The organism is Pseudomonas sp. PVC-5-1, assembly GCF_057444345.1.
On record NZ_CM172024.1, the window covers coordinates 3,287,070 to 3,308,438 of the forward strand.

15 protein-coding genes and 1 pseudogene are annotated in these 21,369 nt (G+C 64.7%); 8 read left to right on the forward strand and 8 right to left on the reverse strand.

Annotated features, from left to right (window positions below; translation table 11 throughout):
- Window positions 1–60: 60 nt before the first annotated feature.
- Entirely contained in the window at window positions 61–1,755 is a 1,695-nt protein-coding gene (locus AC2T3R_RS14875) for a response regulator (protein WP_486743847.1), read from the forward strand.
- A gap of 9 nt (window positions 1,756–1,764) precedes the next feature.
- Here the strand turns inward: AC2T3R_RS14875 and AC2T3R_RS14880 are convergent, their stop codons facing one another.
- Together AC2T3R_RS14880 and AC2T3R_RS14885 are read right to left on the reverse strand one after the other, a co-directional pair.
- A complete protein-coding gene (locus tag AC2T3R_RS14880) occupies window positions 1,765–2,511 on the reverse strand; it encodes an SDR family oxidoreductase (protein ID WP_024087260.1) in 747 nt (248 codons plus the stop codon).
- A 76-nt stretch (window positions 2,512–2,587) separates the two neighbouring features.
- The gene (locus AC2T3R_RS14885) at window positions 2,588–3,604 is read right to left on the reverse strand and encodes an FAD:protein FMN transferase (RefSeq protein WP_043935679.1); all 1,017 of its coding nucleotides are present in this window, start codon (window positions 3,602–3,604) and stop codon (window positions 2,588–2,590) included.
- A 250-nt stretch (window positions 3,605–3,854) separates the two neighbouring features.
- Here AC2T3R_RS14885 and rsxC point away from each other — a divergent pair, with 250 nt between their 5' ends.
- Complete coding sequence (gene rsxC, locus AC2T3R_RS14890) at window positions 3,855–5,255, forward strand: electron transport complex subunit RsxC (RefSeq protein WP_015270656.1); 1,401 nt, start codon at window positions 3,855–3,857, stop codon at window positions 5,253–5,255.
- Window positions 5,252–6,202, forward strand: a complete 951-nt coding sequence (locus tag AC2T3R_RS14895) for an RnfABCDGE type electron transport complex subunit D (protein WP_015270657.1) — start codon at window positions 5,252–5,254, stop codon at window positions 6,200–6,202. The genes rsxC and AC2T3R_RS14895 overlap by 4 nt, the downstream gene beginning before the upstream one ends.
- Before the next feature lie 42 nt (window positions 6,203–6,244).
- Here the strand turns inward: AC2T3R_RS14895 and AC2T3R_RS14900 are convergent, their stop codons facing one another.
- From AC2T3R_RS14900 to AC2T3R_RS14920, 5 genes are all read right to left on the reverse strand, one after another.
- On the reverse strand, window positions 6,245–7,780 hold the full coding sequence (locus tag AC2T3R_RS14900) for a DHA2 family efflux MFS transporter permease subunit (protein ID WP_013972942.1): 1,536 nt from the start codon (window positions 7,778–7,780) through the stop codon (window positions 6,245–6,247).
- On the reverse strand, window positions 7,777–8,970 hold the full coding sequence (locus tag AC2T3R_RS14905; protein ID WP_054573535.1) for an HlyD/EmrA/EmrK family protein: 1,194 nt from the start codon (window positions 8,968–8,970) through the stop codon (window positions 7,777–7,779). Before AC2T3R_RS14905 ends, AC2T3R_RS14900 begins: the two co-directional genes overlap by 4 nt.
- A 30-nt stretch (window positions 8,971–9,000) precedes the next feature.
- Window positions 9,001–9,474 (reverse strand): MarR family winged helix-turn-helix transcriptional regulator, encoded by a 474-nt coding sequence (locus AC2T3R_RS14910; protein ID WP_486743848.1) that lies wholly within the window; start codon window positions 9,472–9,474, stop codon window positions 9,001–9,003.
- A gap of 243 nt (window positions 9,475–9,717) precedes the next feature.
- On the reverse strand, window positions 9,718–10,353 hold the full coding sequence (locus AC2T3R_RS14915) for a response regulator transcription factor (protein WP_054573537.1): 636 nt from the start codon (window positions 10,351–10,353) through the stop codon (window positions 9,718–9,720).
- A gap of 6 nt (window positions 10,354–10,359) precedes the next feature.
- Entirely contained in the window at window positions 10,360–11,766 is a 1,407-nt protein-coding gene (locus AC2T3R_RS14920) for a sensor histidine kinase (RefSeq protein ID WP_191472576.1), read from the reverse strand.
- A gap of 194 nt (window positions 11,767–11,960) precedes the next feature.
- Between AC2T3R_RS14920 and AC2T3R_RS14925 the strand changes: the two genes are divergently transcribed.
- The 4 genes from AC2T3R_RS14925 to AC2T3R_RS14940 all read left to right on the forward strand — a co-directional run bounded on the left by AC2T3R_RS14925 (window position 11,961) and on the right by AC2T3R_RS14940 (window position 18,202).
- Window positions 11,961–13,583: an acyl-CoA synthetase gene (locus AC2T3R_RS14925; RefSeq protein WP_015270661.1), complete on the forward strand. Its 1,623-nt coding sequence runs from the start codon at window positions 11,961–11,963 to the stop codon at window positions 13,581–13,583.
- Between the two features lie 135 nt (window positions 13,584–13,718).
- Complete coding sequence (locus AC2T3R_RS14930) at window positions 13,719–15,488, forward strand: acyl-CoA dehydrogenase C-terminal domain-containing protein (RefSeq protein WP_015270662.1); 1,770 nt, start codon at window positions 13,719–13,721, stop codon at window positions 15,486–15,488.
- A gap of 195 nt (window positions 15,489–15,683) precedes the next feature.
- Entirely contained in the window at window positions 15,684–16,742 is a 1,059-nt protein-coding gene (locus AC2T3R_RS14935) for an IS110 family RNA-guided transposase (RefSeq protein ID WP_085665802.1), read from the forward strand.
- 452 nt (window positions 16,743–17,194) lie between these two features.
- Window positions 17,195–18,202, forward strand: a complete 1,008-nt coding sequence (locus tag AC2T3R_RS14940) for a FecR family protein (RefSeq protein WP_085720667.1) — start codon at window positions 17,195–17,197, stop codon at window positions 18,200–18,202.
- Between the two features lie 13 nt (window positions 18,203–18,215).
- On the opposite strand, the gene AC2T3R_RS14945 is transcribed toward AC2T3R_RS14940, so the two are convergent.
- Window positions 18,216–19,535: a Na+/H+ antiporter family protein gene (locus AC2T3R_RS14945; RefSeq protein ID WP_013972950.1), complete on the reverse strand. Its 1,320-nt coding sequence runs from the start codon at window positions 19,533–19,535 to the stop codon at window positions 18,216–18,218.
- Between the two features lie 833 nt (window positions 19,536–20,368).
- Here AC2T3R_RS14945 and AC2T3R_RS14950 point away from each other — a divergent pair.
- A pseudogene (locus tag AC2T3R_RS14950) lies at window positions 20,369–21,334 on the forward strand (methyl-accepting chemotaxis protein); the annotation flags it as partial.
- Window positions 21,335–21,369: the final 35 nt, after the last annotated feature.

Genomic DNA, 21,369 nt, shown 5'->3' on the forward strand with positions numbered 1-21,369 from the left:
GCTATTCGCCTGTTGCCGAACACGCTAAAGTCTGGGCTTCATCCACTGTCGGACGTCGGCATGCCCTCCCGCGACCTGCTTTCACTGCGCCAACAAGTCGAAGCCCTGCAGCAACAGAACGCGCTGCTGGAAGCCCGCCTGGCAAGCCATCAGCAACACGATCAGGACTTCTACCGCTCGCTCTTCGACACCATGGACGAAGGCTTCTGCATCATCGAGTTCTTCGACGGCCCGCACGGCCCACTGAGCGACTATGTGCATGTGCTGGCCAATGCGGCCTATGCCAAGCACGCCGGCATCCCCAACGTGGTCGGGCAGAAACTGCGCGAGATGGTGCCCGATGAGGCCGACGATTGGGTCGCCCGTTATGGCGCGGTGCTGCGCACGGGCGAGCCGCTGCATTTCGAGCAGGAACTGGTCGCCACCGGCCATGTGTTGTCGGTGACCACCTTCCGCGTAGAGCCTGCCGAAAAGCGCCAGGTGGCGGTACTGTTCAAGGACGTCACTGCACGCCGACGGGCAGAGCAGGCCCTGCAGCGCCTGAACGAGGAACTGGAACAACGGGTGAATGCGGCACTGGCAGAACAGGCCAAGGCCGAGGAAGCCCTGCGCCAGGCACAGAAGATGGAAGCGGTCGGCCAGCTCAGTGGCGGCATCGCCCACGACTTCAACAACCTGCTGGGCGGCATCCTCAGTGCCCAGGAGCTGATGCGCCAACGCCTGGAGCAATCCCGTTTCGACGCCCTGGAGCCATTGCTGAAGCTGTCCAGCGGCTCGGCGCAGCGGGCCTCTTCGCTGGTACACCGGCTGCTGGCATTTTCCCGTCAGCAGACCCTGCAGCCCTGCTCCACGCAGGTGGCCACGCTGGTGGGCGGCATGGAAGAGCTGCTGCGCCGCACCATCGGCCCCTCCATCACCCTGACCAGCCAATTCCCCTGCCAGCTATGGCCGACCTTCATCGACCCGCCGCAACTGGAAAGCGCCCTGCTCAACGTGTGCATCAATGCCCGCGATGCCATGCCTGCCGGCGGCGTGATCGATATCCTCGGTGACAACCTGCTGCTCGACGACCAGCAAGCCCGTGCACTGGAACTGCCAGCTGGCGAATACGTACGGCTGAGCATCAGCGACAACGGCAAGGGCATGTCGGCGGAGGTGGCCGAGCGCGCCGTCGACCCGTTCTTCACCACCAAGCCCATGGGCCAGGGCACTGGGCTGGGCTTGTCGATGACTTATGGTTTCGTGCGCCAGTCGGGCGGGCAGCTACGGGTGTTGTCGACACCTGGCGAAGGCACCCGCATCGAGCTGCTGCTTCCCCGCCACCACCAGCACCCCGAAGCCCCGGCACCCAGGCCACTGCACACACTGCTGGAAAAAAGCAGCGGCGCCACGCAGCGTATCCTGCTGGTCGAAGACCAGGCCGCCTTGCGCGTGGTCGTCTGCGAGGTGCTGGAAGAACTGGGTTATCGGGTCGATGCATTCGAGAACGGCCCGGCTGCCCTCGCCCATCTGCAAGCTGGCGAGCGGCCAGACCTGCTGTTGAGCGATATCGGCCTGCCCGGCGGCCTGAATGGCCGCCAGTTGGCTGAACGTTGCCGCGAGCGCCACCCCGACCTCAAGGTACTGTTCATCACCGGCTACGACGAAAGCGCGGCGCTCAGTGACGGCCAGTTGTTGCAAGGCACTGAGGTGCTGACCAAGCCGTTCGAGCTGGCAGTGCTGGCCGAACGGGTACGCACGCTGTTGGAGGATTGACCGGCGCGTTCAGCGCCCGCCGCCCAGGTCGATGAAGCTGCCGGTGGAGTACGAGGCTTTGTCCGAGAGCAGCCAGAGGATGGCCTCGGCCACTTCCTCCGGGCGCCCGCCGCGGCCCATGGGCAAGCCGGGCTCGAGCTTGCTGACCCGGTCGGGGTCGCCCGACAGCGCGTGGAACCCGGTATGGATGTAGCCTGGCCGCACACCATTTACCCGCACGCCCTCGCCTGCCACTTCCTTTGCCAGGCCAATGGTGAAGGTGTCGAGGGCGCCCTTGGAAGCGGCATAGTCCACGTATTCGTTGGGCGAGCCCAGGCGGGCGGCCACCGACGACACGTTGACGATGGCCCCGCCCGGCCCGCCGTGCCGGCGTGCCATGCGCTTCAGTGCGTGCTTGGCGCAGAGCATGGGGCCGACGACGTTGGTCTTCATGACCTTGAGCAGGCGGAACTCGGACATGTCCTCGACCCGGCTTTGCTGGCCAATGGTGCCTGCGTTGTTGACCAGCGCGGTGACCGGGCCGAGTTCTTCGTCAACGCGCTGGAACAGCTGGATGACCTCATCCTCGACACTGGCGTCGGCGCGCACGGTGATGGCCTTGGCGCCCAGGGCTCGGACCTGGCCGAGGATGTCCTCGGCGGCCTGGTCGTCGGCGTGGTAGTTGATGCAGATGCGGTAGCCCTGACGGGCGGCCAGCAGCGCCGTGGCGGCGCCGATGCCGCGGCTGGCACCGGTGATGACTATGACTTGCTCCATGGGTCTGCCAATCGTTTGGAAAGGGAGCATCGACAATAGGGGAAAAGGCAGCGCGTGGGAATGACCTTTCCTTCTGCTACTGCGTGGGTTTGCCTTGCCCGGGAAACAACGTCTCGAACCGCGGCGTCGCCCGCGCAACGAAACCCAGCCCCTGGTGCATGATGAAGTAGGCAGCGATTTCATTCCGCTCGGCGAAGGCATAGCCTTCCTCCGGGCCCAGCACCATCAACAGTGTGTCCAGGGCATCGGCACGCAACACCGAAGGGTCGACCACCGACACTGCCGCCAGCGCGTGCTTGACCGGCCTGCCGACACGGGGATCGAAGGTGTGCGAATAACGCTGGCCACCTTCCTCGAAATAGTTGCGGTAATCGCCGGCGGTGGCAACGCCGTAGCCATCCAGGGCGATGGCGCGCTCCACTTGCTGTTCGCCCCCACCACTCGGTACCTCGAGGGCGATGCGCCAGGGCGAGCCATCCGGTTTGCGGCCAACCCCCTTCAGTTCGCCGGTGATCTCGACCAGATAGGCCTGGATACCCAGGGCCGCAAGCCTGTCACCCACCCGATCCACTGCATAACCGGCGAGCATGCTGTCGAAATCCAGCTGCGCCGCCACATCCTTGCACAGCTTTTCTCCATCCAGGTGCAAGTGCTGCAGGCCTACCCGTGCCTGCTCCCGCGCCAGCGTGCTGGCATCCGGCACCTGTCTGCCGCGTGACTGTGGGCCGAAGCCCCAGAGGTTCATCAAGGGCAAAACCGTCAGGTCGAAAGCCCCGCCACTCTGGCGGAACAGAGAAACACCGTACGCCAGCAATTGCTGCATCTCTTGCGGCACTGCCTGACAGGCGCCGGCCGGCAGGTTGTTGAAGCGGGAAACCACGGAATCGCCGCGCCAGTTGGAGAACTGCTTGTCGAGGGCCTGGAGAACAAGCTCGACTTCGGCCTTTACCTGCCGCGAATCGGGCGTCTGTGCAGTGGGTACGTACTGGATCGAATACGTACTCCCCATGGTCGGCCCGCCAAAGCGTTCAATCCTGTCGCCGCAGCCATACAGCAACGTCACCAGCATCACCAGCAGGCTTGCGCGCATCATTGGACACCTCGCAGACTCTGGCCGCCCGTTCGCGGCGCAGGCTATTTCACCAGAGTTGCGAGATGGCAATTGGCCTACCGTTCATCAGCAAACCTGGTCAAAAACCGAACAAACTCCTCTTCGAACACTCTGATCTGCGCGGGTGATCATTCATCCCCCTCCCTTTCCGCTTAACGTCCCGGAAGCAATAAAACAACCATGTGCATAAGCGCACAGGGGCGTTCTTTGCCCAAAAATTGGAGGACATTACATGTCTAGCCATTCGTTGCAGAGCGTCGAACGCCTGCAGAGCCGCATCCGCGCCCAGCGTCAGCCGCAACAGAAACCTTTCTGGCGCCGTCTGCTGGCCATCGCCTCATCCTCTCAGCGTAGTTGGCACGGAGGGATCGAGCTCAGGGGATACAAGGAACTATCCAACGCCACGACGGTTGCCCCGGTCGTGGTCGGTAAAATCCAGCTGGCGATTCCGCTCGGGCGGGGTCGGCGGTTTGTCCAGCCTTGCGTGCAGCCGGGGCAGCATGTGCGCAAGGGCGAAGTGATCGGTATTGGCGACAACACCACCGCTTGGGTGCATGCCAGTACCTCCGGCATCGTGGACCGGATCGATCACGTCTTCGCGGCCGACTCGGCCGAACCAGTCATGGCCGTCATCCTGAACGCAGATGGCCTGGACGAGTGGCTCGAACGCCCGGCACCGGGCCTGCCGCAAACGCCAGAGGCGCTGGTCGAGCACGCATTGCAGATGGGCATAGTCGGCCTTGGTGGTGCGGGTTTCCCCACGGCCCTCAAGCTGGCCGGCGCACAGCAGCCCGACCTGCTGCTGATCAACGGTGCCGAATGCGAGCCCTTCCTTACCTGCGATGACCGCCTCATGCGTGAAAATGCCGAAGCGTTGATCGAGGCCGCCGACTATGTCGCCGCGCTGCTGGGAATAACGGCAACCCGTTTCGGCATCGAAACCAACAAACCGGAGGCGATGGCCACGTTACGTGCCGCCGCACGCCAGGCGCGCACCCGGGTCGAGATTTGTCCACTTCCGGAGCGTTACCCAGCAGGTGGGCAGCCGTTGATGATCAAGAGCCTCAGTGGCCGCAACCTGGCCCCGGGGAGCCGCCCCGCCGATATCGGCGTCCTCGCCCTGAATGTCGCAACGCTCTACGCGCTGGGCCGGGCCGTCTTCCAGGACGAACCACTGACCAGCCGCGTGCTGACACTGACCGGTGACTGCGAGCGCCCCGGCAATGTGCGGGTGCCGGTGGGTTACCCGGTCAGCGAACTGCGCGCGATTGCTGGCGCGTCCCCCACAGGGCAGTTGACCCAGGTCGGAGGCCCGATGATGGGGCAGCCGCTACCGGACGCCAACGCCTTCGTCAGCAAGACCAGCAGTTGCCTGATTTTCGGCGCCGAGCGCTACCTGCCGGCTGCTCGCCCCGCCAGCAGTTGCATTCGCTGCACGCGCTGTGTGGATGTCTGCCCGATGTCGCTGCGGCCGCTGGACCTCTACGCTGCCGCCGAGCGCCTGGACAAGGCCAGCCTGCAGGAACTGCGCCTGGACGCCTGCATCGAATGCGGCAGCTGCAGCAGCATCTGCCCAAGCAATATCCCGCTGCGCGAACGCTTCCGCCAAAGCAAGACGGAGGTCCGCGCATGAGCCTGATACGCCACCCCATCCCGCAACGGCTGCGCACGGTGATGCTGCTGGTCGTCCTGTGCCTGCTGCCGGGCACCGCCCTGTATGCCTGGCAATTCGGCGTCGTGGTCTGGTTGCAGGTGTTCTGGTGCGTGCTGTTCGCCCTGGGCTTCGAAGCCGCCCTGCTGCGCCTGCGCGGGCATGACGTACGCAAGGGTTTGAGCGACCTCAGCTGGCTGGTGCTGGGCCTGATACTGGCTCGGGCATTGCCGCTGATGGTGCCGTTGTGGATGATCGCCCTGGCCAGTTTTGCTGCTCTGGCACTGTGCAAGCACGCCAGTGGAGGCCTTGGTCGCAACCGTCTCAACCCTGCCATGGTTGGCCTGGGGGTGGTTGCCATCTGCTTCTATCAGCAGTTGTACCCCGCGCCATCGAACCATGCCCCCTGGACCGCAACCCTGGACGCCAAGGCGGTTCTGCTGCAACAGCTACAGTTGGTGCCACGCCTGGAGCTCGATGCGTTCGCCGGCGCCACTCAACTGGCGCAGAACGAGTTCACCCATATCACCCACAATCTTTCGGGGTTCGGCTACATTGCCGGCGGTTTGCTGCTGGCTTCGCTGCGGGTGATCCGTATCGAGATTCCGCTGGCGATGATCGCGAGCACAGTATTGCTGTGCATGGCTGCCGGCCACAGCCTGCAGGAAGCCGTTTACAACCTCAGCCTCGGCGGCTATCTCTTCACCGCCTTCTTCATCGCCACCGATCCGGTCACCAGCCCCGATACCCGCGCCGGTCGCATCCTCTTCGGCGTGACCGTCGGCACGCTGACCGAGCTGATTCGCGAGTTCGGCCTTTACGCCGATGGCCTCTGCTTCGCCGTGCTGGCCGGCAACCTGCTGGTGCCGCAAATCGACCGGTTGGTGCTGCGCATGCAGCGGCCCTGGTACGCAGCAGCGAGTGCCTGACATGGCATTTGGCAAAGAGCCTGGGCCTTGTTCTGGCCCGGCTCAGTGCCCTGCCGACGCCGGCCCCGCCTTGGCGGTAAAGGGCGGTTTGGCGAACCACACCAGCAGGATCAACCCGGCAAACACCCAGGTCATCAGGGTGAAGTAGTCCACCGTCGACATCATGTACGCCTGCCCGTTGAGTATCTGCTCCAGCTGCGCATAGCTCTGCGGGCTGGCCCCGCCCAGCTGCTCCAGGGTATGCCGCGTGGCCGGGTCGAACTGGCTGATGTGCTCGCTCAGGTAGGCATGGTGCTGGTCCGCCCGGCGAATCCAGATCCAGGTGGTCAGCGACGCCGCGAAACTGCCGCCCAAGGTACGCAGGAAGGTCGCCAGGCCCGAGCCATCGGCGATCTGCTGCGGTGGCAGGTCGGACAGCAGGATGCTCAAGGTCGGCATGAAGAACAGCGCAACGCCAATACCCATGAACAACTGCACCAGCGCCACATGCTGGAAGTCCACCTCGCTGGTGAACCCGGCACGCATGTAGCAGCTGCTGCCGATCGCCAGGAACGCCAGCCCGGCCAGCACACGCAGGTCGAAGCGGTGCGCGTACTTGCCCACGAACGGCGACATCAGCACCGGCAACAGGCCGATCGGCGCCACCGCCAGGCCGGCCCAGGTAGCGGTATAGCCCATCTGCGTCTGTAGCCACTGCGGCAGGATCAGGTTGATGCCGAAGAACCCGGCATAGCCCCCTACCAGCACGATGGTGCCCACGCGGAAGTTGCGGTGCGCGAACAGGCGCAGGTTGACCACCGGGTGACGGTCGGTCAGTTCCCAGATCACGAACACCGCCAGGAACACCAGCGAGACCAGGCTTCCGGCAATGATGAACGACGATTCGAACCAGTCCAGATCGTTGCCTTTGTCCAGCACCACCTGCAAGGCGCCAACGCCGATGATCAGCGTCAGCAGGCCGATGTAGTCCATCGGCTGGCGACTGGTGACCACCGGCCGGGTGCGCATCTGCTGGCGGACCACGGCGGCGGCGAACAGGCCGATGGGCACGTTGATGAAGAAGATCCACGGCCAGCTGTAGCTGTCGGTTATCCAGCCGCCGAGAATCGGTCCGGCAATCGGCGCCACCACCGTGACCATCGCCAGCAGCGCCAGGGCCATGCCGCGCTTGGCCGGGGGATAGACGGCGATCAGCAAAGTCTGGGTCATCGGGTACAACGGCCCGGCCACCACACCCTGCAACACGCGAAAACCGACCAGCTCCGGCATCGACTGGGCAATACCGCACAGGAACGAGGCCAGCACGAACAGCAGCGTGGCCCAGATGAACAGCTTCACCTCGCCAAACCGTCGGCTGAGCCAGCCGGTGAGCGGCAAGGCAATGGCGTTGCTCACCGCGAACGAGGTGATGACCCAGGTGCCCTGCTCGTAGCTCACCCCCAGGTTGCCGGAAATGGTCGGCAAGGCCACGTTGGCGATGGTGGTGTCGAGCACCTGCATGAACGTCGCCAGCGACAGGCCGATGGTGGTCAGCAGCAGGCTCGGCGGCGTGAACTGGGCAGCAGCGTTGTTGCTCATCGCTGGGCCGTCTTGCCGGTTGCGCTGTTTTCGTGGATCAGCCGGGCGATCAGGTTGTCGGCTTCGACCAGCTGGCGGTCATACACCTGGGTGGTATAGCTGGCCTGCTGCGGTGGCTGCAGGGCCAAGGTCGGGCCGCTCTGGTCGTGCAGGTCGACCTCGACCACGGTGGACAGCCCGATACGCAGCGGGTGGTCCTTGAGCTGGTCGGGGCTGAGGTGGATGCGTACCGGCACGCGCTGGACGATCTTGATCCAGTTACCGGTGGCATTCTGCGCCGGCAACAGGGCGAAGGCGCTGCCGGTACCAGCGCCAAGGCTGTCGACCGTGCCGCTGTACTTGACCTCGCTGCCGTACAGGTCGGCGCTGATCTGCACCGGTTGGCCGATACGCATGTCGCGCAGCTGGGTTTCCTTGAAGTTGGCATCGATCCACACCTGGTCCAGCGGGATCACCGCCATGGTCGCGGTACCCGGTTGCAGGCGCTGGCCCAGCTGCACGGTACGCTTGGCAACGTAGCCGGTTACCGGTGCCACCAGGGTGGTGCGGGCATGGTCGAGGTAGGCCTGGCGCAGGTCGGCGGCGGCGGCCATCACCTCGGGGTGCGAGGACACCACGGTGTCGTCGACCAGTGCGCTGCTGGTGCTGAGCTGCTGGCGTGCACTGTTGACGGCGGCCTCGGCCACGCTCAGGTCGTCGCGGGCATGGGACAATTCTTCCGCAGCTATCGCGCCGCTGTCGGCCAGTACCTTGCGCCGGTTGAAGTCCTGGCGGGCCTTGCGCAGCTCGGCCTGGCGGGTTTCCAGCTGGGCCTTGAGCGCGTCGACGTTGCTGTACAACCCGCGCACCTGGCGCACGCTGCGCGCCAGCCTGGCTTCGGCGGCCTGCAAGGCCACCTGGCTGTCGGCCGGGTCGAATTGCAGCAATACCTGGCCGGCGTGGACCAGGTCGCCGTCATCGGCACCGATGCTGGTGACAGTGCCGGTGACCAGCGGGGTGATCTCTACCACGTTGCCGTTGACGTAGGCATCGTCGGTGCTTTCGTGCCAGCGCCCGACCAGGCTGTACCAGGCCCAGGCTCCGACGCCGGCAAGAATCAGCAGCAACACCAGGCCAAGCAGCCAGGCCTTGCGCTTGCGCGACGGTTCGGGCGCGGCGGAGGGAGTCGGGGTGTCTGCGGGAGTGGCCATGGCAATACCTTGGATAATTCGTGACAGGGATCAATGATCGCCGAAGCGGCGGATCGTCAACGGGTCGCCGGCAGCGAGCAGGACCTTGGCCAGCAGGCCTTCCAGGGTCGCGAGCTCTTCGGGTGCCAGCGCGCCGCACAGCTCGTTCATGGCCGCCGCGCCGATTTCCGGCAGGCGGTCAGCCAGGCGCTGGCCATCGGCGGTAAGCGCCAGGCGCACCTGGCGACGGTCGTCGGCGCAACGGTTGCGCACGATCAGCTCCTTCTGCTCGAGGCGGTCGAGCATGCGGGTCATCGATCCGCTGTCCAGGCCCAGGTACCGGCACAGCTCGGCCGGGGTGTCCACCTGGTACTGGGTGACGATGATCAGCACCTTGAACTGCGCGGCGGTGACGCCTTCGGATTCGAGGTGCCAGTCGAGAATGCGGTCCTTCAGGATCGCCGCCCGGCCAAGCAGCATGCCGATGGCGCAGGTCTGGAAGTTTTCGGGAGAGAAATGGGCCATCGGAGACTGCTCGGGTAATTGTGTGGAAATATTACTGCCTAGGCAGTGAATGTCAAAGCTTTGATTAGGTTGCTATGGAAAATTTCATGATTTCTGCCCCTTGCGCCCCCCTGTAGGAGCGGCCTTGTGTCGCGATGGGCCGCAAAGCGGCCCCGCAATTTCTGTTGGGGCACAAAACCTGGGGCCGCTTCGCGCCCCATCGCGACACAAGGCCGCTCCTACAGGGCCATGCGTCAAGGCCTGCTACGGTGTTCGCAGGCCCAGTGCCTCCACCGCCCCGCAGGCAATGGCCATGCCCACCAACTCCGCCAGGCTATCGGCCTGCAACCGCTTCATCACCCGCCCCCGGTACAGGTCCACCGTCTTCACGCTGACGCCCAGCCGTTCGGCAATCTCGCGGTTGTTCAACCCTTGGGCCAACGGCACGAACACGTCGCGCTCGCGCGGGGTCAGGCCATCGATGCGCGCCTGCACCCGGGCCAGCGCCTGGTCGTCCTGGCGTGCCCGCCCGGCGCTTTCCAACGCGGCCTGCACGCTGTCGAGCAGCAACTGGTCGTTGTAGGGTTTCTCGATGAAGTCGCAGGCGCCGGCCTTGAATGCCCGCACCACGATCGGCACATCGGCATGCCCGCTGACGAATATCACCGGCAAACCCAGGCCACGCTCGCGCATCGCCTGCTGCACCGCCAACCCGCCCAGCCCCGGCATGCGCACATCCAGCAGCACACAGGCCGGCCCATCGTCGACGCAGGCGTCGAGAAACGCCTGCCCGCCGGCGAACGGCAAGGCCTGCAAACCCACCGACTGCAACAACCACACCGTCGAGTCGCGCATACCCTGGTCGTCATCGACCACATACACCTTCGCTTGCACCGCCATCTCCCCTTACCCCCTGCTGACCGCCAGGCGGCAGCACAGTACCAGACCGCCATTGTCACCGGCTCGCGCCCACAGGCTGCCGCCAAAACCTTCGATCAGGCTACGGCTCATGCTCAGGCCAAGGCCCAGGCCGTCGGCCTTGCTGGTGGTGAACGGCGTGAAGATTTCATCCAGGCACTCGGGCGCCACGCCCGGGCCCTGGTCCGCCACCTCGACCAGCACGCCATCACCATCGCGCGCAGCGCCCAGCAGGATACGTGACGGCCGCTCGCCATGCTGCTCGCGGTTGGCATCGATGGCGTTGCGCAACAGGTTCAACAGCACCTGCTCCAGCAGTACCCGGTCGGCATACACCAAGGGCAGCTGCGCGCTCATGCGCAACTCGACCACCACCTGGTCACGCGCGGCTTCCCAGGCGCACAGGCGCATGGCTTCGCCGGCCACCTCGGCCACGTCCAGAGCCTGCAGGCGGCGCGGCCCCTTGCGCAGGAAGGCGCGCAGGCGGCGGATCACTTCGGCGGCATGGGTGGCCTGTTCGCTGATGCGCTGCAGGCCCTGCCCTACCCGCTCTCGGGCCTGCGGGTCGCGCTCCAGGCCCAGCAGGTAACGCTGGCTTGCGTTGGCATAGTTGACCACCGCGGCCAACGGCTGGTTGATCTCGTGGGCAATGCCCGAAGCCAGCTCGCCCAAGGTGGCCAGCCGGGCACTGTGCGCCAGGCTTTCCTGGGCCTCGATGCGCAGGGTGATGTCGCGAGACACGCTGACCACCTCCACCACCGTGCCGGTGTAGGTTTCGCGGATGGCCCGGCTGGCGATTTCGAACCAGCGGTAGCCGCCTGCGGCCTGGCGCACTCGGCAGGTCATGGTGTGGTAGCCGTCCTGGTCCAGGGCGGCGGCGGCCTGGCGCAGCACCTGGCGGCGCTCGCGCGGGTGCAGCAGGGTATGTACGGCCATGCCGCGCAGTTGCTCGGGCCACAGGCCAAGCAGGCGGAATGCTGCCGGCGAAGCATCGAGAAAACGGCCATCGGGGCTATGCCGGGAGATCAGGTCGGTGGTGTTCTCGATGATCAGCCGGTACAGGCGCCGGGCGCGGCTGGCCTCGCGTGCGCCATGACGCTCGTCGCTGGCGTCGCGGCCACGCGCCAGCACCTGCTGGCCCTGGTCGTCAGGGATGAAGCTCCACAGCACGATGCGTTCACCGACCTGCACCTCGACATCGGCGATCGCCCGGCGCTGGCGCAGGCAGGCGCGCACCAGGGCGGCGCAGTTGCCCGGCAGCCAGCTGGCCAGTGCCGGGCCTTCATCGACCCAGGCCTGCAGCGCCGGGTTGAGTGCCAGCGGCCTGGCGTCGCCGGCCAGCATCAGGCTGGGTTGCGGGTCCTTGGCGAGCAAGGGATAGGCAGTGTTGTCCACGGTAGGCGGCTCGTTGTTATAGTAGTTTTACTATATTGCTATAGTCGATATTCCTAATACCATAGCGACTCGCGTAAAACTGCGACAAGGGGAGCGGCCCACCGTCCGCCTCCCTGCACCCTGAACAGAGCTAACAATCAGCCACCGGGGGTCAAGCGCACAGGTTGTGCCTGCCTCCTCTACAGGATTACCGCATGTCGATCTATGCCCAGGGCCTGATGCCCGCTGCCGTCAACCATGTCGCCCTCACCCCGCTGAGTTTCATCGAACGCACCGCTGCCGTATATGGCGATTATCCGGCGGTGATCCACGGTGCCATCCGCCGTAACTGGCAGCAGACCTACCAACGCTGTCGGCGCCTGGCCAGCGCCCTGGTGGGCCGGGGTATCGGCCGTGGCGACACCGTAGCGGTGATGTTGCCCAACATTCCGGCCATGCTCGAAGCCCATTTTGGCGTGCCCATGACCGGCGCCGTGCTCAATACCCTGAACGTACGCCTGGACGCCGAGGCCATCGCCTTCATGCTGCAGCATGGCGAGGCCAAGGTACTGATCACCGACCGCGAGTTCCACACGGTCATCGAGGCTGCCCTGGCCTTGCTCGAGCACCCGCCATTGGTGGTGGATGTGGATGACCCGGAGTACGGCGAAGGCCGTGCGGTCAGCGAACTGGATTATGAAGCGTTCCTCGCCGAAGGCGACCCGGACTTTGCCTGGGAATGGCCCGATGACGAGTGGCAGGCGATCTCGCTCAACTACACCTCCGGCACCACCGGCAACCCCAAGGGCGTGGTCTACCACCACCGTGGCGCTTACCTGAACGCCCTGGGCAACCAGATGGTCTGGGGCATGGGCCATCGCCCGGTGTACCTGTGGACCCTGCCGATGTTCCACTGCAATGGCTGGTGCTACCCATGGACCATCACCGCGCTGGCCGGCACCCATGTGTTCCTGCGCCGGGTCGACCCGCAGAAGATCCTGACCCTGATCCGCGAGCACCGGGTCAGCCACCTGTGCGGCGCGCCGATCGTGCTCAACGCCCTGGTCAACATGCCCGAGGCAGCCAAGGCGGCCATCGAGCACCCGGTGCAGGCCATGGTCGCCGGCGCCGCGCCACCTGCAAAGGTCATCGGCGCAGTGGAAGAGATGGGCATCCAGGTCACCCACACCTACGGCCTGACCGAAGTCTACGGCCCGGTGACCGTGTGTGCCTGGCATGACGAATGGGATGAACTGTCGCTGGAAGAGCGGGCACGGATCAAGTCCCGCCAGGGCGTGCGCTACCCGACCCTCGACGGCCTGATGGTCGCCGACCCGCAAACCCTCGAGCCGGTACCGCGCGACGGCAACACCCTGGGCGAGATCTTCATGCGGGGCAACACGGTGATGAAGGGCTACCTGAAGAACCCCGAGGCTACCGCCGAAGCCTTCCGGGGCGGCTGGTTCCATACCGGTGACCTGGCCGTGTGGCATACCGACGGCTATGTCGAGATCAAGGACCGGCTCAAGGACATCATCATTTCCGGTGGCGAGAACATTTCCACCATCGAGGTCGAGGACGCCCTGTACAAGCACCCGGCGGTACTGGAAGCCGCGGTGGTGGCGCGCCCGGATGAAAAGTGGGGGGAAACCCCGTGCGCATTCATTGCCCTCAAGCCGGGCCGCGAAGACACCCGCGAAGCCGACATCACCAGCTGGTGCCGCGAGCACCTGGCCGGGTTCAAGGTGCCGAAGACCGTGGTGTTCGGCGAACTGCCCAAGACCTCCACCGGCAAGATCCAGAAGTACGTGCTGCGCGACCGGGCCAAAGCCCTCTGATCCAGTGGTGGCCTCTTCGCGGGCATGCCCGCTCCCACAGGGACCGCACCGGCCTCGCACCCTGTGCTTTACCTGTGGGAGCGGGCATGCCCGCGAAGAGGCCAGCCCATGTTTCCATTATTCCAAGAGCCCCCGATGACTACCTACTCCGCCCCCCTGCGCGACATGCGCTTCGTCCTGCATGACGTGTTCAACGCCCCGGCCCTGTGGGCCCGCCTGCCCGCCCTGGCCGAGCGCATCGACGCCGATACCGCCGATGCCATCCTCGAGGAAGCAGCCAAAGTCACCGGCCAGCTGATTGCCCCGCTCAGCCGCAACGGTGACGAGCAAGGCGTGCGCTTCACCGCTGGTGAAGTCACTACACCCGACGGCTTCCGCGAGGCCTGGCACACCTACCGTGAAGGCGGTTGGGTCGGCCTGGGCGGCAATCCTGAACATGGCGGCATGGGCATGCCGAAAATGCTCGGTGTGCTGTTCGAAGAAATGCTCTACGCCGCCGACTGCAGCTTCAGCCTGTATTCGGCATTGAGCGCCGGCAGCTGCCTGGCGATCGATGCCCACGCCAGCGAAACACTCAAGGCCACCTACCTGCCGCCCCTGTACGAAGGCCGCTGGGCTGGCACCATGTGCCTCACCGAACCCCATGCCGGCACCGACCTTGGGCTGATCCGCAGCCGCGCCGAGCCCCAGGCCGACGGCAGCTATCGCATCAGCGGCAGCAAGATCTTCATCACCGGCGGCGAACAGGACCTGACCGAGAACATCGTCCACCTGGTGCTGGCCAAACTGCCGGATGCGCCCACCGGCGCCAAGGGCATCTCGCTGTTCCTGGTGCCCAAGTACCTGGTCGAGGCCGATGGCCGCCTGGGGGCGCGCAACGCCGCCCATTGCGGCTCGATCGAACACAAGATGGGCATCAAGGCCTCGGCCACCTGTGTGATGAACTTCGATGGTGCCGTCGGCTACCTGGTCGGCGAGCCGAACAAGGGCCTGGCGGCGATGTTCACCATGATGAACTACGAGCGCCTGTCCATCGGCATCCAGGGCATCGGCTGTGCCGAGGCGTCCTACCAGAGCGCCGCCCGCTACGCCAACGAGCGCCTGCAAAGCCGCGCCGCCAGCGGCCCGCAGGCACAGGACAAGGTTGCCGACCCGATCATCCACCATGGCGATGTGCGGCGCATGTTGCTGACCATGCGCACCCTCACCGAAGGTGGCCGGGCGTTTGCCGCCTACGTCGGCCAGCAGCTGGACCTGGCGCGCTACGCCGAAGACGCCGGCGAGCGCGAACATGCGCAGCGCCTGGTGGCGCTGCTGACGCCGGTGGCCAAGGCGTTCTTCACCGACAACGGCCTGGAAAGCTGTGTGCTCGGCCAGCAGGTGTATGGCGGCCATGGCTACATTCGCGAATGGGGCCAGGAGCAGCGTGTGCGCGATGTGCGCATCGCGCAGATCTATGAAGGCACCAACGGCATACAGGCCCTCGACCTGCTCGGGCGCAAGGTGCTGGCCGACGGTGGCCAGGCGCTGGCCGGCTTTGCCGCCGAGGTGCGGGCCTTCAGCGTGGATGCGCCGCTGCACCGTGAAGCCCTGCAAGCGAGCCTGGCGCGGCTGGAGGCGACCAGCGCCTGGCTGCGGGCGCGTGCCGGCGAGGATGCCAACCTGGTCAGCGCGGTGGCGGTGGAATACCTGCAGCTGTTCGGGCTGACTGCGTATGCCTACATGTGGGCGCGTATGGCGGCGGTGGCGTTGGCCAAGCGTGACGAGGATGCCGCGTTTCATGGGGCCAAGCTTGCGTGTGCGGAGTTCTTCTTCCAGCGGGTCTTGCCGCGCGGGTTGGGGCTGGAGGCCAGTATCCGGGCGGGTAGTGGCAGCCTTTATGGTTTGGAGGCGGCGCAGTTCTGAGAGACCATGGGGGCGCTTTGCGCCCCATCGCGACACAAGGCCGCTCCTACAGGGGAACGCGATTCCATGTAATCGATGGACTCGCCCCCGCCGAGGCATCACAGTGCCACGGTGGCGTTCTAAGAAGCCAACGGCAGCGAGGGCGAGACCATGAAAAAGCATAGTTCCAAGCAAGGTTCCCTGTCGTCCACTGATGTGGAGCTTTGCACAACCATCTGTGTAGACCTGGCCAAGCAGGTCTTTCAGTTAGCAGGCGAGGATGCTACCGGTCGGGTGATCTACGAAGATCGCATCAAATCCCGTCAGGCCTTTCATGATTTCCTGCTCAGGTTGCCAGCGACAGTGACCGTCTTGATGGAGTGCGGCCCAGGTGCACAAGCCTGGGCAAGGCTGCTGCAGGCCAAAGGTAATGCGGTTCGCATCCTGCCTGCGCAACGAGTCGCCGAACACCGCAGCGGCGCGAAGAACGACCGTAACGACACCCATGCCATTTTGCGCGCCGGTCGCGATACCAGTATTGCCTCGATATCGATCAAGAGCACCACAGCACTGGCTATTCAAGCACTGCACCGTATCCGCCGCGGCAACATCAAGCGGCATACCGCGCTGGGTAACCAGATACGTGGTTTGCTGCTTGAGCATGGCGTATCCATGCCACAGGGCGACGCTGCGATTGGTAAGCATGTGCCGCGGTCTCTTGAGGATGCCTCTTTACCTTTGCCCGACCTATTGCGTGAGTTGCTCGATGAGCTGTTGACGGACTGGCTGTCTCTGGGTGAACGCATTGCGGGGCTCAGTAGACGGCTCGAAGCGACAGCCCGGGAGGATAAAGTCGCACAGCGACTGGTCACCATTCGTGGCGTAGGCCCTATCATCGCCACGGCGATCGTGGCGAAACAGACCGAGCCCAGCCGCTTCGCCAGTGGCCGAATGTATTCCGCCTTCTTCGGTATCGTGCCCGATCAGCACAGCAGTGGAAACAAAGTCAGATTGGGCAGGATGAGCAAGCGAGGTGACGGCTACATACGTAGCCTGATGATCCAGGGCGCACATGCTGTCTTGAGTCAGCTAAGGCCTGATTCCGATCAGCCAGACGATCGCCGCCTCTTGCGCTGGCTATCCCGCCTTGGGCGCAAGGAAGCGGCGATCAGACTGGCTAATCGAAATCTGCGCATTATCTGGGCCCTGTTACAGAACGACCAGGTTTATCAACACAAACCGAACAGCAACCCGGAGGCTGCCATGAGCCTCTGACCAACCGAGTAATGCCACCGGGGCGCTAAGCGCTCCAACCCCTGCTAGTGAACATTGACCCCTGGTAAGACCGTCGCAGACTGATGCCTCCGCTCCTACAGGCCCGATGCAGTGGCCTCAATGTAAACGGCACGCTGCGAGCTCACCACGATGTCGGCCAGAAGCAAAAAGCTTCCTCGAACAGGCCTGATACATAGATGCAACCGGGTTCCTATGTTCAAAAGCAGCTAGACAGTGTGGGCGAGTCCATACATAGGAGCGGCCTTGTGTCGCGATGGGCTGCAAGGCAGCCCCAACGATTTCAGCCTGAATTTACCTGCGCGAAGGGTTCTCAAACGCTGAAAAACCATCACCAATCCGACGAAAACCGGCACAACTGATAGTCATTCGCCATTACCTCGGTTCTCGGGAGCCCTCCAGCAAGGGTAGAATGCGCAAAACCCGGAGCCGCAATGAACCACGACCGCCTCAATCCCAGCCCAGACGATGCCATCACCGACGCCGCCGCGCACTGGTGCATGCGCCTGCACGCCGAAGATTGCTCGGTGGCCGAGCGCGAGGCGTTCGCCCGCTGGCTGGCGGCCGACCCGCGGCATGCCGAGGAATACCAGGCAATGCTGGAAATCTGGCAAACCGCAGACCTGCTGCCGCGCAATGCCACCGTCATCGACTTCAACCCGCCGCTGCAAAAGGCCGCGCGCCAGCGCAACTGGCGGCCGCTGGCATCCGCCGCCGCGATCGCCCTGGCAGTGCTGCCGCTGGCCGGCTGGGTGGGCTGGGAACAAGGCTGGCTGCCCAATCGCTACCAGCACTTCGAAGCTGGCGCGCACATGCAGACCGTGCAGCTGAGCGACGGCAGCACGGTGCAGCTCAACCTCAACACCGAGCTCACCTACCTCAACTACAAGGACCAGCGCCAGGTCACGCTCAAACGTGGCGAGGCGTTCTTCAAGGTGCAGCACGACAGCAGCCACCCGTTCATCGTGCATGCCGGTCGTGGCCAGACCCGCGTCACCGGCACCCAGTTCAACGTGTGGAAGTACCAGGACCAGGTCAAGGTCACCCTGGTGGAAGGTTCGGTACTGGTATCCAGCGACGGCAGCACCGGTGGCTACCGCCTGGGCCCTGGTATGCAGGCCAGCTATCACAAGGGCGACTTCGAGCCGCAACTGGAGCAAAGCGAGGACTACGGCAACAGCCTGGCCTGGCGCGACGGCAAGCTGGTGCTCGACAACCTGAGCCTGGAACAGGCCCTGCCGATAATCAACCGCTACCTCGACGCACCGCTGCTGCTGGCCGACGCCAGCACTGGCCGCATCCGCATCAGCGGTATCTACAACACCCGTGAGGTGGGGCGCCTGGTCAACAACCTGCCCAAGGTGCTGCCGGTCTACCTGACCCGCAGCAAGGACGGCAGCACCGTGCTCAACCGCATCTCGCCGCCGCCCGACAAGGGCTGACGCCCTCCCCGTCTTACAGCGTCATCGCCGCCAACCAGCCGAACGCCAGCAATGGCAGGTTGTAGTGGATGAAGGTAGGCACCACGGTGTCCCAGATATGGTGGTGCTGGCCATCCACGTTCAACCCCGAGGTCGGGCCCAGGGTCGAGTCCGAGGCAGGCGAGCCCGCGTCGCCCAGGGCACCGGCGGTACCCACGATGCAAACGGTGGCCAGCGGGTCGAAGCCCAGCTGCACGCACAGCGGCACGAAGATCGCGGCCAGGATCGGCACGGTGGAGAACGACGAGCCGATGCCCATGGTCACCAGCAGGCCCACCAGCAGCATCAGCAAGGCACCGACGCCCTTGCTGTGGTCGATCCACTGCGCCGAGGTTTCCACCAGGCTGTTCACCTCACCGGTGGCCTTCATCACGTCGGCAAAGCCTGAGGCGGCAATCATGATGAAGCCGATCATGGCCATCATCTTCATGCCTTCGGTGAACAGGTCGTCAGTGTCCTTCCAGCGCACGATGCCCGACAGCGAGAAGATCAGGAAGCCGACCATGGCGCCGATGATCATCGAGTCCAGCCACAACTGGACGATGAACGCCGAGGCAATCGCCAGCCCGGCCACCAGCAGGGTCAGCGGGTTGTACTGCACGCTCACCTGCTCCACCTGCTCGATGCGCGCCAGGTCGTAGTCACGCTTCTTGCGGTAGCTGACGAATACCGCCAGCAACAGGCCAGCCAGCATGCCAGCGGCCGGGATGGCCATGGCGTGGGTGACATTCACGCCACTCACGTCGACACCCGCGCGGGCGACGTTGGCCAGCAGGATTTCATTGAGGAAGATGTTGCCAAAGCCCACCGGCAGGAACATGTACGGGGTGATCAGGCCAAAGGTGATCACGCAGGCGATCAGCCGGCGGTCGATGCGCAGGCGGGTCAGCACGTACAGCAGCGGTGGCACCAGCAAGGGAATGAAGGCGATGTGGATAGGCAGGATGTTCTGCGACGACACTGCCACCACCAGCATCAGGCCCACCAGCAACCATTTGACCTTGCCGCCACTGGCATGGCCCTGGCGGTCGATCATGGCCAGGGCGCGGTCGGCCAAGGCATGGGCCAGGCCGGACTTGGCGATGGCCACGGCAAACGCGCCCAGCAGTGCATAGGACAGGGCTACCGTGGCCCCGCCGCCGAGGCCGCCGTTGAAGGCCTTGAGCGTACCTTCGATGCCCAGCCCCCCCACCAGCCCACCGGCCAGGGCCCCGACGATCAGGGCGATGACCACGTGCACGCGGGACAGGCTGAGTATCAGCATGATGCCGACCGCGGCGATCACTGCATTCATGGTTGGCTTACCTCATTGCGACAGAAAAAAAGCGCGCACTGTGAAGCAGTGGGCAGCAGATGTCAAAAGCGCCATGTTGCGGCGGATTACACGGAGGGCTGAAATTTAAATTGAATGTTTGAATAAAGAAAAAATGGGATGGGCCGATATGGTGGGAAGGCTGGGAGATGCCTGGCTGGAGATTTCTGTCGCCTGTGATATCGAGCGCCGCCCGCGCGGCGCTTCGCAGCACAAGGCTGCTCCTACATCTGTTTCGGGCCAGTTATTCCTGAGGTGGAGGCGCTCGGCCCCTTGGCGTCCATCTCGATATCGTGTCGGACAAACAAGGCGGTCGCACGCGCTGGCGCAAGCGTTACTGGCCCGAAACAGATGTAGGAGCAGCCTTGTGCTGCGAAGCGCCGCGCGGGCGGCGCTCGATCTCACAGACGACACACATCTCCAGCCAGGCACCTCTCAACCCCGCCCAGCCCCAAAGCCATAACCCTTACTGTCCAAAAAAAGGGATACGCCCCATGCCTTTGCGACAACTTTCCATCCAGTGGAAGATCACCCTGCTCGCCGGTCTCTGCCTGGCCGGCATCGTCACCCTGCTCGTCGGCCTGTCGCTGTATCGCATGGACCACAGCTCGGACCTGGTCAAGGCCAGCAGCATGCAGATGCTGACCGAATCGGCCCAGTCGCGCATCGAGTCGCAGGGCGAGGTGCAGGCGCTGAACATCCGCCGCCAGTTCATGGACGCCTACCAGTACGGCGCCGGTTTCGCCCGCCAGGTGCTGTTCCTGCGCGAGCAGGCGGAAAAGCGCTTTCTCGATGCCTTCGACCTGCGCGAGGACATGACCCGCCAGGTGCGCGCCGCCCTGCAGGCCAACCCTGAACTGCTCGGCCTGTCGCTGGTATTCGAGCCCAACGCCCTGGACAACAAGGACAGCCTGTTCGCCGGCAAGGCAGAACTGGGCAGCAACGAAACCGGGCGCTTCGCCCTGTACTGGTCGCAGCCGCGTGTCGGCCAGCTGACGGCCATGGCCCTGCCCGAACATGACATGGCCAACACCGAGATCGGCCCCAGCGGCCAGCCAGCCAATACCTGGTGGGTGTGCCCGCGCACATCCGGCAAGGTGTGCGTGGTGGAGCCCTACTTCTACGACATCGATGGCCAGCAGGTGCTGATGACCAGCATCGTCTTCCCGCTGGCAGTCGACGGCAAGGTGATCGCCACCCTGTCCATCGACATCAACCTCAACAGCCTGCAGGCCCTGAGCCAGGAGGCCAGCCGCAGCCTGTACGAAGGCCGCACCACGGTCGGCATCCTCAGCCCGGTCGGCCTGCTGGCCGGCTACAGCGCCGATGCCAGCAAGCTGGCCCAGCGCTTCGACCAGGTCGACACCGCCAAGGGTGCCGAACTGGTGCGCAAGCTGGCCGACGGCAAGATGACCATCGTGCACGACCAGCAGCGCCTGAAGGTGCTGGCCGCCTTCCAGCCGATTCCGGATGCCCAGCCCTGGGGCGTGCTGCTGGATGTGCCGGAAAACGCCCTGACCGGGCCGGCCGAAGCGCTGAAACAGGAACTGGACGCGCTGAACACCAGCGGCACCCTGCTGGAACTTGGCCTGGGCCTGGCGGCGGCGATCGCCGGCCTGCTGATGGTGTGGCTGATGGCCCGCGGCGTTACCCGGCCGATCCTCGGCGTGGCAAGCATGCTCAAGGACATTGCCAGCGGCGAAGGTGACCTGACCCGCCGCCTGACCTACCAGAAGCAGGACGAACTGGGCGAACTGGCCGGCTGGTTCAACCGCTTCCTCGACAAGCTGCAGCCGACCATCGCCGAGGTCAAACG